This window comes from Asticcacaulis currens, assembly GCF_028550395.1.
Classification (GTDB): domain Bacteria; phylum Pseudomonadota; class Alphaproteobacteria; order Caulobacterales; family Caulobacteraceae; genus Asticcacaulis; species Asticcacaulis currens.
Map to the genome: position 1 here is coordinate 53,083 of NZ_JAQQKW010000003.1, position 14,084 is coordinate 67,166.

Consider the following 14,084-nt stretch of genomic DNA (forward strand, 5'->3'; position numbering starts at 1 on the left):
TAACAGATTGCCACGCTTTGCACCAGCGGGGTAGATCGAATTCAGGCGGTCGCTGCAAAAAGGGCGCAACAAAAAGGCCCACCCTGACGGATGAGCCTTTGGTATGCACGCTGTGGCAGTTATCAGCGCGAGCCGCTGCGACCCTGTGTCTTCAAAGCGGCGTCTTCGATGCGGCGCAGCAGGTCCTTCATCAGTTCGATCTCCTCGGCGCTAAGATTGGCCAGCACTTCCTTTTCGAACTCGACCGCCGACGGGGCGACATCGTTGAACAGGCGCTGACCTTCCGGGGTCAGGATGAGGTGGTGGGAACGGCCATCGTGCTCATGCGGGGCGCGGGTGATCAGGCGACGCTTGGCCAGTGCCTGAGCGGCGCGCGAAATCGTCACCTTGTCCATGCCGGTCCGCTTGACGAGGGCCTGCTGGGTCGAAGGGCCGTCTTCGTTCAGCACCCAGATCAATCGCCATTCCGGGATCTTCAGACCATAAAGGCTGTCATAGGCCGTCGAAATGAGCCCGGAAACCGCGTTCGAGGCAACAGACAGACGATAGGGCAGGTAATTGTCCAGCGACAGCTTGCTATAGGGCATAGGGTGTCCTCACAAAAGGTAACTCTGCTATTGCCGCCATAATGTCATAAATACAAATGAGATTTTTTTAATTCGTCATAAACCCGGACTAATGCGCCCTTGCCTTGATTTCGACACGCTGGCGGCGCAGGTACCACACCTCGTCATTTATTTCGCACCGCAACAGGGTGTGAGGCGACAAGCGTCCCTCAAGCTGTTATGGCGAAAGAAATATCTTTAAGTCATGGATTTATACCTTGCTGCGCCCCTTATATGACTGGACCCTGAAACAGGCGGCCCGTCCCAATGCTGAAAAAGTTCTGGCAGCCATTTCTTTCGCCGAAAGCTCGTTCTTTCCGATTCCGCCGGACGTGATGCTGGCCCCCATGGCGCTGGCCAAACCGGAAAAGGCCTATCGACTGGCCTTCATCTGCACGGTGGCCTCGGTCATCGGCGGCCTGTTTGGCTACGCGATCGGTTATTATCTGGCCGATATCGGTCTGAAAATCCTCGGCCTGTTCGGGTATTCGGGCAATCTCGACAGCTTCCACGCCATCATTCAGGAATGGGGCGCCTGGGCTATCCTGATCAAGGGTCTGACGCCGATTCCGTTCAAGCTGGTGACCATTGCCTCAGGCATGGGCCAGCTCAATCTGGCTATCTTCTTTATCTGCTGCGTGATCACCCGTGGCGCGCGCTTCTATCTGACGGCCTTCCTGCTCAAGCGCTTCGGCCCGCAGGCACGCGAACTGATCGAAAAGCGCATCAATCTGGTGGCCATCGCCGGCGTCGCTGTGATCGTTCTGGGCATCGTGGCCGTAAAATTCATGCACTGAAGCGCGTTCCGAAACGTGCGGAGCGGTTTTCGAACCCAAATAGGCGACCAGGCGAGGTTTCAAGAGTAAGTTTCGATCGAATTTGAACGAAACACACTTTGAACCCCTCACACAGCCGATTGCCCCTGTGGCGAGAAGTCTCTAAACTGATGTGGCTTTGCGTAAACAGGGACGACCGATTGTGATGAAAGCTGTGCTGTTCTTTAGTCGCTGGTGGTCGGTCATTGCCCTGATCAGCGCCCTGAGTCTTTTGGGGGCGGCACACGCCCTTCAGACCTTTGCGCATCTCAATCCCTGCCATCTGTGCTTGAAACAGCGCGACATCTACTGGATTGCGGTCGGGGTTTCGCTGGCGGGAACGGTCTGGGCGCTATTTACCGGGGCCAAGGGCCCGCCGCGTGTCTTTTCCTTCGTCCTGTTTGCCATCTTCGCTACGGGCTGCGCCATTGCCATCTTCCACATGGGCGGCGAAGAAAAGTGGTGGGCGCTGCCCGCCACCTGCACCGGGGTGTCGGACGAGGTGTCGATTGATTCGATTGCCGCCATGCTGTCCGGCGGCAAGTTCAAGGCCCCGCAGTGCGACATTGTGGCGTGGCGCTTTCTGGGCCTGAGTATGGCAGGCTGGAACGCCATCATCTCCGGCGCACTGGCAATCCTAAGCCTGATCGCCTCCCTGCGCCTTCAACTCTATTACCGCCTGTCCCAGCGGCAGGCACGTCACGCCTGAGAGGCCTGAACATGACGGAAGCCGCCCTGCGATTAACGCCTCCCAAGCCCGGTGCGGGCGAGCGTCAGCGCCGCCTGCACGAAATCCTGCGCGTCGATCACGCCGGCGAACTGGCGGCTGTGCATATCTATCGCGCGCAAGCGGCTGTGTTTGCCGCGACGCCGCACGCCACCCTGAGCGATGACCTCAAACGCATGGAGGGCGAGGAGCAGGTGCATCTGGACCGCTTCGAAACCCTGATGCGCGACCATCAGGTCCGACCGACCGTGATGACGCCGGTGTGGCGTATGGCGGCGCTGGGTCTGGGTGCGGCGACGGCGCTTCTGGGCGAAAAGGCCGCTCACGCCTGCACCGAAGCGGTCGAAAGCGTTATCTCCGAACATTACCAAGGTCAGATTGCCGAGACGCAGGCGCGCGACCCGGAACTGGCGGCCGAGCTTAAGCAGTTTCGCGACGATGAATTGCGCCACCACGATCACGCCATCGAAGAAGGGGCGCACGAGGCCCCCTTCTATCCGTTGCTGTCGGCGGTAATCAAAGGCGGCTGCAAGCTGGCCATCAAGATCAGCGAGAAGATATGAGCCCCGTCCCGCTGCCGCCGCACCGCGCCGAAGACCTGCGCAATCTGGGGGCCAAGGCAGCCGACGGTATCGCCGCCATCGTCGGGTCGTGGCGCTTTATCATCATTCAGTCGATCCTGCTGTTCGGCTGGATCGCGGTCAACAGCGTGGCGTGGATTCGCGGCTGGGACCCCTACCCGTTCATCCTCCTCAATCTGGTCCTGTCGTTTCAGGCGGCCTTCACCGCGCCCATCATCATGATGTCGCAAAACCGGCAGGCCGAAGTGGATCGTCAGAAGGCAGAGGCCGATTACCACGTTAATATCAAGGCCGAAGAAGATATCTGCGGCCTGCACGAAAAGATGGACCTGCTGCGCGAACAGGACGTGGCGCGGCTGATTGGGCTGGTCGAAGCGCTGATCGAGGATAACCGCGCGCTGCGGGCCGAACTGGCGAAACGGGACTGATCGCCGCCCTCGCTATTGCAAGGGAGGCGGTTCATCAAAATTGCGCCGTGATGTTCTGACCGCCACGGCTGATGGTAATGGTGAAGCGGCGCTCCGACTTCATTACCGACTCCAGTTGCGCCGTCGAGGTGATGGCCTGTCCATTGACGTCCTTGACGATGTCACCCGGTCGGAAGCCGGCTGCCGCCGCGTAGGAACGCCCGGACAGCGAATAAATCATCACGCCCTTCGATGCGGCAAACGGATCAAGCCCGATCTCATCGGCGACAGCCGGCGACAGGTTGACGACGGTGGCCCCATTCAGCGGGAAGTTGCCGTTGAGGGCGCGCTGGTCCTTGGGTGCGCCGCTAGGCGGAGAGACGCGGGCCGTCAGGCTTAATTCCTTGCCCGCGCGCAACACCTTCAGCGCCGCCGCGTCATTGGGATTGAGCAGGCCGACGCGATAGTTCAGCGCCTTGGGGTCGTTAACGGCCTCGCCATTGATGCCCAGGATGACGTCGCCGGTCTTCAGGCCCGCCTTGTCCGCCGGACCGCCGGGGTAGACGTCGGAGACCAGAATACCGTCCGGACGCGACAGGCCCAGAGAGCGGGCGATTTCGGTGGTCATGCCGTCGCCTTTGGCCCCCAGCCACGGCCGCACCAGCGTCGATTTACCGCCCAGAGCCGTATCGACCGCGCGGCGCACCATGGCCGCAGGGATAGCGAAGCCGACGCCGGCTGACGAGCCTGAGCGCGACAGGATGAACGAGTTAATACCGATCAGGCGACCGTCCATATCGACCAGCGCCCCGCCCGAATTGCCGGGATTGATGGCCGCGTCGGTCTGAATAAAAGCCCCCTCGCCCTGCCCCACATCGGTGCGGTCCAAGGCCGAGATGATGCCGTTGGTGACGGTCTGCCCCACGCCGAACGGGTTGCCGATGGCCAGCACCAGATCACCGACCTCAAGATCGTGGCCTTCCTGAAGATTGATGGTCGGGAACTTCTGACCGGTGGTGTCGAGCTTGAGGATGGCGAGATCGCTGCGTTCATCGGCCAGCAGCACCTTGGCCGGAAATTCGCGGCGATCATTGAGCACCACCATGAATTCCTGACCGCCCTGCACCACGTGGTTGTTGGTGACCACAATGCCGTCGGCGCGCACGATGACGCCGGAACCCAGCGACTGCTCGACGCGGGCCTGCGGCACGCCGCCACCGAACAACTGCCAGAAGGGATCGACCTGCTGACGGGTCACGCGCCGCGCATAGACGTTGACCACGGCGGGCGCCGTCTGCTTGACCACGGGCGAGAAGGACGACTTCATGGCACCGGCATCGCCCGGCACCTTGCGCGTCGCCGGGGCCGGGGCCTGATTAAAGCCCTGATAGTCTTGCGACTTGCCCTCGCCCGGTGAACAGGCGGCCATTACGGCGCAAACGGACACCAGCAGGACGGATTTCAAGGTCATGGTGATCTCTTTGGCTCTTATCGTCATAGGGACTAATGTAAAAACCAAAATGGCGACTTCAAGGCCGCAGGGTTTGGCCACGAAATCAGAACAGCGGTTCGTGGTCGTGGTGCACGGGCTTGGGCACCTCCGGCACCGGTTCGTCCTTTGAACGGTCGCGCACGCCCAGCGCCATCAGAAACGCCAGCAGCAGCACCACAGCCGCCGAGAAGAAGGCCGCCCCCGACCACACCTTATCCACGCCCGGTCGCGTCATCACCGACAGAATGTAGCCGAAAACAAACGGCGCGACGATGCCCGACAGCGACATCAGGCTGTTGACCGCCCCTTGTAGCAGGCCCTGATCGCCGGTGCCGACGCGCGTCGTCATCAGAGATTGCAGGGCGGCATTGGTCATGCCCCAGCAACTCATGACCGGAATGGTGATCAGAAACACGCGCCAGTCGGTATTGTAGCCATAGCTCATAAAGCCCACGACGCCGCACAAAAGGCCAATGACCAGAGTCGCCTTCTCGCCGATCCGCTTAACGACTATACCGGTCAGCCCGCCCTGCACGATCACCGCCCACACGGCGTAATAGGCCATGGCCAGACCGACCTCGCGCCCGCCCCAGCCCAGCCGGTAGCTGGCATACAGCACAAAAGTCGCCGGGATGACGTGGTGGGCGAAGTTCGACACCGTGCTGATCAGGGCCAGACGCATGACGCTTTTGGCCTGCCACAGGAAGAGGATTGAGCCGATCGGATTGGCGTTTTTCAGGCTGAAGGGTTTGCGGTGCGCCTTATCGAGCGATTCCGGCAGGACCAGCGCCCCATAGAGCGCGTTCAGCACGCTCAAGCCGCCCGCCACCCAGAAGGGCAATCTCAGATCGATATGGCCCAGCAGCCCGCCCAGCGCCGGGCCCATGACGAAACCGACACCGAAGGCCGCACCGATATAGCCGTACATCTGCGCGCGTTCGTCTGGCTCGGAAATGTCGCTGATATAGGCATAGGCCGTGGTGATCGAGGACGAGGTCACGCCGTTGAGCAGTCGCCCGATCAGAAGCCACATCAGATTGCCGCTCAGCGCCATGATCAGATAGTCGAGCGCCAGCCCCAGATTGGACATCAGGATGATGGGGCGGCGGCCGAAGCGGTCGGACAGCGACCCCAATATGGGGGAGCAGACGAACTGCGTGAAGCCCCACAGCGAGTTGAACACCCCGCTCCACCAGCTGGCCGCCGTCACCGAGCCGACAAAGGTTTCGATCAGGCGCGGCAGGACCGGTATGGCGAGCCCCAGCGCCATCATGTCGAGACAGACGGTGATGAAGATGAACATCACCCCCGGTTTGAGATGTGCTTTCACGCCCCCCATGTCGCCTCGGTCAGTGTACGGGGCCGGACGGCGGCGCGCCGTTGCCGCTGTGGCGTATGGCGGCCTTGACGCCGGCGGCGATCAGCAGGGCCAGACCCAGAATGGCGGCCGCCAGCACAAAGGGCGCACCGGCGGTCACCGGCCCGTGGGTCGAGGCCACGGCAAACACCGCCCCGAAGGTCAGGGGCGCGAAGATGCCCGCCGCCGACATCAGGCTCATATTGGCCCCCTGCAAGGTGCCCTGTTCCTGCGGGGCGACCTTTGAGGTCATCAGGGCCTGCGCCGCCGGACCCGTCAGGCCCCACAGGCTCATCAACGGGATAAAGAGGACATAGGCCTGCCAGGTGGGCGCCAGTCCGTAGCCGAGGAAGCCGATAACACCGAAGCTCAGGCCCAACAGCATGGCCTTCTTTTCGCCGATGGCCTTGACCACACGCCCGGTCAGACCCGCCTGCACGATGGCGCTGCACACGCCGACCGCCGCCAGCGTCCAGCCCACCTCCTTGGGGCCCCAGCCGAAGCGCAGAGCGGCATAGAGGACAAAGGTGGTCGGCAGAACCTGATGGGCGAAATTGACCGTCAGATTGACAAGAGACAGGCGCATCAGGTCGCCATTGCGGCTGAGGAAGGTTAGAGCCCCCAGCGGATTGGCGGTGCGCAGCGAGAAGGGCTTGCGGTTTTGCAAGGGCAGGGATTCGGGCAGGACAAACAGGCCATAGCAGAAGTTCAGCAGGCTCAACCCCGCTGCCACATAAAACGGCAGACGCGGCTCAATATCGCCCAGCACCCCACCCAAGAGCGGCCCCAGAACGAAGCCCAGACCGAACGCGGCCCCCATCATGCCGAAATATTTGGCACGGTTTTCCGGCTGGGTCACATCGGAAATATAGGCATAGGCCGTCGAAATACTGGCCGAGGTGATGCCGTTGATCAGACGCCCCAGCAGCAGCCAGCCGAGCCCCGGCGCCATGGCCATCAGCAGATAGTCCATACCCAGGCCGAAATTGGAGAGCAGCACGATGGGCCGGCGACCGAAGCGGTCCGACAGGGCCCCCACGACCGGCGAGGAAATAAACTGCATCACGCCCCACAGCGAACCAAACAGGCCCACCCAGTAGCCCGCCGCCGACACATCACCGACAAAGTCCGCGATCAGGGCGGGCGTCACCGGAATGATCAGGCCCAGCGCCACGATATCGAGGCAGATGGTGACAAAGATAAACGGGACCGCCGCCTTATGAGGGCGCGACAGTTCGGGTGTTCCGCTCACGTTCCAGCCTTGCAGACGAAATAAAACAGCGGACCTACATAGGTTAATTCGTCGGACTTGGCTAGTCCGCCCTGCGATTTCGGCACGGCAATTTATCGGAGCAACAAACTGTTTTTTCTACGTTTATTTCGTGAAATCCATTGTGTGCCATCCCAGACCTATCTGAGAGCAGGGGCCAGATCGCGCAGACGACCGTCCGATGGCTGCGCCTTGACATGCATCAGGTGCATGATCAGCGGATAGACATCGACATTGTCAAACGTCTTCAGCGTGACGCCCGGCCGGATATCGGGGCCAAAGACGATGAGGCGCGTAAACATCTCCGGATTATAGGGATCATAGCCGTGACTCCCGCCCTGTGGCTTCGGCATCCAGTCGTCGCGCGAGGGGGCCACGATGTAGCTGCCCGGATTGGCCAGACAGACGATCGGCGGCACGCGGCGGTGTGTGCCGTAGTGAAAGCGCGCCGGTATGTCCTGTTTGCGCCAGCATTGCATATGGGCGTGCGGTTTCAGCAGGGCGGCCTCAACCTGCTTTTCCCTGCCCGGATTGGGTATAAAGCCCGCCGCCTGACCGCCATAGACCGTCGCGCTGTCGGGGGGCAGTAGGTCCGCCACCTTGATAAAGGTTTCGGGCTTGTGCCGCGTCATGCCGTGGTCGCCGATAATGACGATATTGACCTTGCCCCAAAGACGCCGCGCCTTAAGGCCCGCGATCAGGTGACCTATCCCCTCGTCCACGGCTTGCAAAGAGGCCGCCACCTCCGGGCTGTCAGGACCGAAGTCGTGCCCGGCATGATCGACGTCGCTGAAATAGAGGGTCAGGGCCTGCGGGCGTTCGGCCTCAGGTACATCGAACCAGGCCAGACCGCGCTCAACCACCGTAGCGGGCGGCACATGGTCTTCAAAGGTCGCGTATTTATAGGGGCGTGCGCCGTGGATCTCGGCTTCGGAACCGGGCCAGAACATGGTGGCCACCTTCACGCCCTTAGCCTGGGCCGTCACCCAGAAGGGCTCGGCATCGTTCCACCAAAAGCCGTCGGTCACCTGTTCGCGGTCCGACAGCCTGAAGGTTACGCCGGGGCGCTGCGGGTCGCGCATGGTGTTGCCGACAATACCGTGGTGGTCCGGACGCTTGCCCGTCACCAGCGTATAGTGGTTGGGGAAGGTCAGGGACGGAAAGCTGGGGCGCATCGGGCCGGTCGCCCCGTTTTCGGCCAGATAACTGAGATTGGGCGTCAGACCGCGCGTCTGATAGTCGGCGCGCCAGCCATCAATCGAGATAAGGATCAGGGTGTGGCGCGGGGACGAAGTCTCCGACGGCAGGCTGGCGCAGGCCGACAGGATAAGCGCGGCCAAACCGCAAAACCACAACCGCCACAAAGTCCGCATACGCAACGCCTTCTACAAAAATCCCTTTCCGTCGTAACTAGCGGGCATGACAGGTCGATGACAAGGGCTGTATCAACACCAAAAAGGCCCCCGGCGAAACCGGAGGCCTGTGTTCAGGATTATACAGGTGTCAATCGCAGGCGCGCACCGCGTCCAGCAGCGGTTGGTCGAACACTTCCGGTGCATCGACCGTTTCGCTGTGATCGGTATAGGCATATTCCGTCATCGCTTCGGACAGGGCGAGCACGCCGCCGACATCAATGGTCCGGGTATCACTCAGCATGTAAACCTCCTGTTGGCTTTTGGGGAACGCTGCCAATTTCATCACGGGGAGGGCGTTGGCCTTGAAAGGTCAGCCTAGACGTTTCAGACGCACTCTGACGAAATCTGCATCTGAACGATAGGGAATAAAGCCCCGCTAAGACAGTCACAGTTCTGCCCCAATTGTTCACAGGCGCGTTAACAGAGGTTGATGAAGTATGAAAAAGGCCTCCGGATCGCTCCGGAGGCCTTTTCTCAAAGGGCTATGGGCCCTGACTTATTCTTCGCCAGCGTCAGCGGTGAAGACCGGGCCCGAATCCTGACCCTTGGCCGACTCGTCACGATCGACGAATTCGATGACGGCCATGGCGGCGTTGTCGCCGTGGCGGAAGCCGGCCTTCATGATGCGGATATAGCCGCCGTTGCGATCGGCATAGCGCTTGGCCAGCACGTCGAACAGCTTGCCGACCTGGGTCACGTCACGGACGCGCGAGATGGCGATACGACGGTCGTGCAGTGTGCCCGACTTGGCGAGCGTGACCAGCTTTTCGACGAAAGGACGCAGTTCCTTGGCCTTCGGCAGGGTGGTGACGATCTGCTCGTGCTTGATGAGCGAGGCCGACATGTTGGCAAACATGGCGATGCGGTGCGAGGTGGTACGACCGAGTTTACGGTAACCGGAACCGTGACGCATAATAGTTCTCCATAAGACCACGCCGCACTCTGGCTGTGCGTGGCCCCAAAAACAGGCCCAAAGCTCAAGGTCGAAGGGCCTTCGTGACCCCTGCCCGCTCCGAACGTCCGCCGGACGACATGTCCTTTGGAAATTACCGGGACAAGGTTTTGGTCTTTCCCGGTAAGTCGAAAATGAATTTCGTAAAATTCACCTTCTATAAAAAGTGAAAGCCAGGCCCCAAGTACGAACTATGCCGACCCGAGCCTGGCTTTCGCCATCTTGATTACCACATCTCGATATCGCATACCGAGATCGAGATGTGAGAAAGTTAGATCTGGTCTTCAAACTTCTTGGCGAGGTCCTCGACATTCTCCGGCGGCCAATTCGGCACATCCATGCCGAGCGACAGACCCATCGATTGCAGAACTTCCTTGATTTCGTTCAGCGACTTGCGGCCGAAGTTCGGGGTACGGAGCATTTCCGATTCCGTCTTCTGGATCAGGTCGCCGATATAGACAATGTTGTCGTTCTTCAGGCAGTTCGCCGAACGGACGCTGAGTTCCAGTTCATCGACCTTCTTGAGGAGGGCCGGGTTGAACGGCAGCTCAGGCTTGCCTTCTTCGACGATGGCCGGCTTCGGCTCTTCGAAGGTGATGAAGATCTGAAGCTGATCCTGCAGGATGCGCGCGGCATAGGCCACGGCGTCCACCGGCGTCACCGCCGCATTGGTTTCAACGTCGAGCACCAGCTTATCATAGTCGAGCGACTGACCCTGACGGGTCGGCTCGACGCGATAAGCCACTTTCTTGACCGGCGAATAGAGCGCATCGACGGCGATCAGGCCGATCGGCGCGTCTTCCGGACGCAGACGGTCGGCGGGGACGTAGCCCTTGCCGGTCTGAACCGTGAACTCCATACGCACCGAAGCGCCTTCGTCCAGCGTACAAATGACGTGGTCGGGGTTCAGCACTTCGATGTCCGACGGGACGTCGATCATGCCCGCGGTCACCGGTCCAGCCGACGATGCGCGCAGAACCATGCGCTTTGGGCCTTCGGCGTGCATACGCAGCGCCAGTTGTTTGATATTGAGGATGATATCGACCACGTCCTCACGAACACCCTCGATGGAGGAAAATTCGTGAACAACGCCGTCGATTTGTACCGCCGTCACCGCCGCCCCTTGCAGGGAGGACAGGAGCACGCGGCGCAGAGCATTGCCGAGCGTCACGCCAAAGCCGCGTTCCAGGGGTTCCGCAACAAGACGCATCTTGCGCTGGGAATCCTGACCGGACTCGATTTGGGGCTTCTCGGGACGAATAAGCTGCTGCCAGTTTCTTTCGATCATTGCGTCCCTCAGACGAGAAAGGTTGCCCTCAGCTTCACGCCGAGGGCAACGGAAAAGGGGTAGAAATCGGTATTAAACGCGACGACGCTTCGGCGGACGGCAACCGTTGTGCGGGATCGGGGTCACGTCACGGATGGTGGTGATCGTGAAGCCGACGGCTTGCAGTGCGCGCAGAGCCGACTCACGGCCCGAACCAGGACCGGCAACGCTGACTTCCAGCGTCTTCACACCGTGCTCGATCGCCTTCTTGCCGGCGTCTTCAGCGGCAACCTGAGCCGCGTAAGGGGTCGATTTACGCGAACCCTTGAAGCCCATGTGACCAGCCGACGACCACGAAATCGCATTACCCTGCGCATCCGTGATGGTGATCATGGTGTTGTTGAACGAGGCGTTGACGTGCGCCACGCCCGAAGTGATGTTTTTACGCTCGCGCTTTTTAACGCGGGAAGGTTCTTTGGCCATAAATCAGATCCCGATTACTTCTTCTTGCCGGCGATGGGCTTCGCCGGACCCTTGCGGGTGCGGGCGTTAGTGTGAGTGCGCTGACCACGGACCGGCAGGCCCTTACGGTGACGCAGGCCGCGGTAGCAGGCCAGGTCCATCAGGCGCTTGATGTTCATGGACGTTTCGCGACGCAGATCGCCTTCGACCAGATAGTCACGGTCGATGGTTTCGCGGATCTGCAGCACCTCGGCGTCCGAAAGCTGGTTGACACGGCGGGCGTCTTCGATGCCCACCTTTTCCACGATTTCCTTGGCCTTTTGCTGACCAATGCCGTGGATATACTGGAGCGCGATCACAACGCGCTTGTTGGTCGGTATGTTGACGCCTGCGATACGGGCCACGTCTGAATCTCCTGAACGTGCGTTGACACGTTAAAAGGCGAAAGGGACGCGCCTGCCACCCCATCCCTCAGGGATGGCGGGTGAGCGGGCACAAGCGCCTTTCGCGGAAGCTGCCCCTTATACAGAGGGTTTGGCTCCCGTCAATGGGTAGGATTGAGATATTGTCAAGATTCAAACTGAATCTGACAATGTCCCGGTGAGTTCCGTTGTCCGAAGCCGTTAACGGGAGGTGAAAGCCGTTGCAAGCCCCAAAAAGACGGTAGGGTTGGGTTCCGGCCTGAGCCGGAGGGGTGCCCCCGCCCCTGTTTTGGGGTGAAGGCATTGGAAACCAAGGTTTCCGAATCTCAATTAATTTACGTGTTCCGAAAGCGCGGCTTCGATACGGGCCGAAACCTCTTCGACCGAACCCATGCCATCGACCTCGACCAGCTTGCCCTGCGTCGCGTAGTAGGGCAGCAGCGGTGCGGTCTGGGCATTATAGGCCGCCAGGCGGACCTTATAGCTTTCCGGATTATCGTCCGAACGCCCCTGCTCGGCAAAACGCTTTTCGATGCGTTCGACCAGCGCATTGTCATCAACCTTGAGGCGGACGACGATGTCGATAGTCGCATCGCGTTCGGCCAGCATGGCGTCGAGCGCCTCGGCCTGAGCCACGGTACGCGGGAAGCCGTCAAAAATGGCGCCGCCCGCGGCTTCGGCTGCCGGCAGATTGGTCTTGATCAGGTCGATCACAATGTCATCGGACACCAGCCCGCCCGTGTCGATAATCGACTTGACCTTCTGGCCCAGCTCGGAACCCGATGCGATGGCGGCGCGCAGCATATCACCGGTCGAAAGCTGCACCATATTGTGCGCCACGACCAGACGCTTGGCCTGCGTGCCTTTTCCCGCTGCCGGAGGTCCGAAAAGAATCAGGTTCATCTGCCGCGCGCTCCCCGCATTTTTGATTTCTTGATCAGGCCATCATACTGGTGCGCCAGCAGATGCGATTGAATCTGAGCCACCGTATCCATGGTGACGGTCACGACGATCAGGATCGAGGTGCCGCCGAAATAGAAGCTGTTGCCCAGGTTCGAGATAAGGAATTCCGGCAGCAGACAGACGATGGTGATATAGGCCGCGCCGATAACCGTGATGCGGGTCAGCACGAAGTCAAGATACTCCGCCGTGCGCTTGCCCGGACGGATGCCCGGCAGGAAGCCGCCATACTTGCGCAGGTTTTCGGCCGTTTCGTCGGGATTGAAGACCAGAGAGGTGTAGAGGAAGCAGAAGAAGATGATCATGGCCGCATAGAGCGCCATAAAGACCGGCTGACCGTGAGTCAGTTGCGCCGTCACGCCCGGCAGCCACGACAGCCATTCCGGCACCTTAGACGGGTCACGCGCCAGGAAGGCGGCGGCCGTCGTCGGCATCAGCAGAAGTGACGAGGCGAAGATCGGCGGAATGACACCCGCGGTGTTGACCTTGAGCGGCATGAAGGACGATTCGCCGCCCATGACGCGGTTGCCCACCTGACGCTTCGGATACTGCACGAGCAGACGACGCTGCGAGCGCTCCATGAACACGATGAAGACGATAGCCGCGACCAGCACCAGCACGATCAGCAGCAGGACGCCAGCATTGATCTGCCCTTCCTTGGCGAGCGCCAGCAGGTTGCCGATGGTGCGCGGCAGGACCGCGACGATACCGGCGAAAATAATCAGTGAGGTGCCGTTACCGACGCCGCGCGCCGTGATCTGCTCACCCAGCCACATCAGGAACATGGTGCCGCCCGTCAGGGTAACAACTGAGGAAATCAGGAACATCGGCCCGGGATCGAGCGCCAGACCCGACGCCTGCATACCAGCCGCGATGGAGAAGGACTGCACAAGTGCCAGAATAAGAGCCAGATAGCGGGTATATTGATTGAGCTGCTTGCGCCCCGCTTCGCCGCCTTCCTTGCGCAGCTTTTCCCACGGCGCATAGACCGACCCCATAAGCTGAACGATGATCGACGCCGAGATATAAGGCATGATGTTCAGGGCGAAGATGGCCATACGTTCAACGGCACCGCCGGAGAACATGTTGAACATGCCCAGAATGCCCTGAGACTGGCCGGAGAAGGCCCGCTCGAAAGCCGCCAGATCAATGCCAGGAATGGGGATATAGGTCCCCAGACGATAGACGATCAGCGCGCCCAGAGTGAAAAGAAGACGCTTATGAAGCTCCGTCGCCTTGGCAAAGGCGCTGAAGTTCAGATTGGCCGCTAATTGTTCAGCCGCAGATGCCATGAAAACCTCAAGTCGCGGACGAAACGCATGATTCCGTCCTGTCTATACCACCCTTACGGG

Annotated in this window: 16 protein-coding genes; 4 read left to right on the top strand and 12 right to left on the bottom strand. The window is 60.5% G+C overall.

From position 1 onward, the window contains the following. Positions 1-122: 122 nt before the first annotated feature. Positions 123-587 (bottom strand): MarR family winged helix-turn-helix transcriptional regulator, encoded by a 465-nt coding sequence (locus PQU94_RS05605; protein ID WP_272740513.1) that lies wholly within the window; start codon positions 585-587, stop codon positions 123-125. 236 nt (positions 588-823) lie between these two features. Here PQU94_RS05605 and PQU94_RS05610 point away from each other — a divergent pair, with 236 nt between their 5' ends. The 4 genes from PQU94_RS05610 (at position 824) to PQU94_RS05625 (ending at position 3,156) form a co-directional block, all read left to right on the top strand. Next, entirely contained in the window at positions 824-1,402 is a 579-nt protein-coding gene (locus PQU94_RS05610; protein ID WP_272740514.1) for a YqaA family protein, read from the top strand. A gap of 184 nt (positions 1,403-1,586) precedes the next feature. Continuing rightward, positions 1,587-2,129, top strand: coding sequence for a disulfide bond formation protein B (locus PQU94_RS05615; protein ID WP_272740515.1), 543 nt, complete (start codon positions 1,587-1,589; stop codon positions 2,127-2,129). An 11-nt stretch (positions 2,130-2,140) separates the two neighbouring features. After that, positions 2,141-2,710 (top strand): demethoxyubiquinone hydroxylase family protein, encoded by a 570-nt coding sequence (locus tag PQU94_RS05620; RefSeq protein WP_272740516.1) that lies wholly within the window; start codon positions 2,141-2,143, stop codon positions 2,708-2,710. Continuing rightward, positions 2,707-3,156 carry a DUF1003 domain-containing protein gene (locus PQU94_RS05625; protein WP_272740517.1) on the top strand — a complete coding sequence of 150 codons (450 nt, stop codon included), beginning with the start codon at positions 2,707-2,709 and terminating at the stop codon, positions 3,154-3,156. The genes PQU94_RS05620 and PQU94_RS05625 overlap by 4 nt, the downstream gene beginning before the upstream one ends. 34 nt (positions 3,157-3,190) lie before the next feature. Here PQU94_RS05625 and PQU94_RS05630 read toward each other — a convergent pair whose 3' ends face one another. The 11 genes from PQU94_RS05630 to secY form a co-directional block, all read right to left on the bottom strand. Beyond that, complete coding sequence (locus PQU94_RS05630; RefSeq protein ID WP_272740518.1) at positions 3,191-4,606, bottom strand: Do family serine endopeptidase; 1,416 nt, start codon at positions 4,604-4,606, stop codon at positions 3,191-3,193. Positions 4,607-4,691: 85 nt separating this feature from the next. Continuing rightward, positions 4,692-5,966: a TCR/Tet family MFS transporter gene (locus PQU94_RS05635; protein WP_272740519.1), complete on the bottom strand. Its 1,275-nt coding sequence runs from the start codon at positions 5,964-5,966 to the stop codon at positions 4,692-4,694. Positions 5,967-5,976: 10 nt separating this feature from the next. After that, entirely contained in the window at positions 5,977-7,236 is a 1,260-nt protein-coding gene (locus tag PQU94_RS05640; RefSeq protein WP_272740520.1) for a TCR/Tet family MFS transporter, read from the bottom strand. Positions 7,237-7,394: 158 nt separating this feature from the next. Further along, positions 7,395-8,594 carry an alkaline phosphatase family protein gene (locus tag PQU94_RS05645; RefSeq protein ID WP_272740521.1) on the bottom strand — a complete coding sequence of 400 codons (1,200 nt, stop codon included), beginning with the start codon at positions 8,592-8,594 and terminating at the stop codon, positions 7,395-7,397. A gap of 163 nt (positions 8,595-8,757) precedes the next feature. Next, complete coding sequence (locus PQU94_RS05650) at positions 8,758-8,910, bottom strand: hypothetical protein (RefSeq protein WP_272740522.1); 153 nt, start codon at positions 8,908-8,910, stop codon at positions 8,758-8,760. Between the two features lie 255 nt (positions 8,911-9,165). Beyond that, positions 9,166-9,582, bottom strand: a complete 417-nt coding sequence (gene rplQ, locus PQU94_RS05655) for a 50S ribosomal protein L17 (protein WP_272740523.1) — start codon at positions 9,580-9,582, stop codon at positions 9,166-9,168. Positions 9,583-9,892: 310 nt separating this feature from the next. Next, a complete protein-coding gene (locus PQU94_RS05660) occupies positions 9,893-10,909 on the bottom strand; it encodes a DNA-directed RNA polymerase subunit alpha (protein ID WP_013478482.1) in 1,017 nt (338 codons plus the stop codon). Between the two features lie 72 nt (positions 10,910-10,981). After that, a complete protein-coding gene (gene rpsK / locus PQU94_RS05665) occupies positions 10,982-11,371 on the bottom strand; it encodes a 30S ribosomal protein S11 (RefSeq protein ID WP_013478481.1) in 390 nt (129 codons plus the stop codon). A gap of 14 nt (positions 11,372-11,385) precedes the next feature. After that, a complete protein-coding gene (rpsM, locus tag PQU94_RS05670; RefSeq protein ID WP_126420968.1) occupies positions 11,386-11,754 on the bottom strand; it encodes a 30S ribosomal protein S13 in 369 nt (122 codons plus the stop codon). Positions 11,755-12,102: 348 nt separating this feature from the next. Beyond that, a complete protein-coding gene (locus tag PQU94_RS05675; RefSeq protein WP_272740524.1) occupies positions 12,103-12,675 on the bottom strand; it encodes an adenylate kinase in 573 nt (190 codons plus the stop codon). Then, positions 12,672-14,024, bottom strand: coding sequence for a preprotein translocase subunit SecY (gene secY, locus PQU94_RS05680; protein ID WP_272740525.1), 1,353 nt, complete (start codon positions 14,022-14,024; stop codon positions 12,672-12,674). Before secY ends, PQU94_RS05675 begins: the two co-directional genes overlap by 4 nt. Between the last annotated feature and the right edge of the window lie 60 nt (positions 14,025-14,084).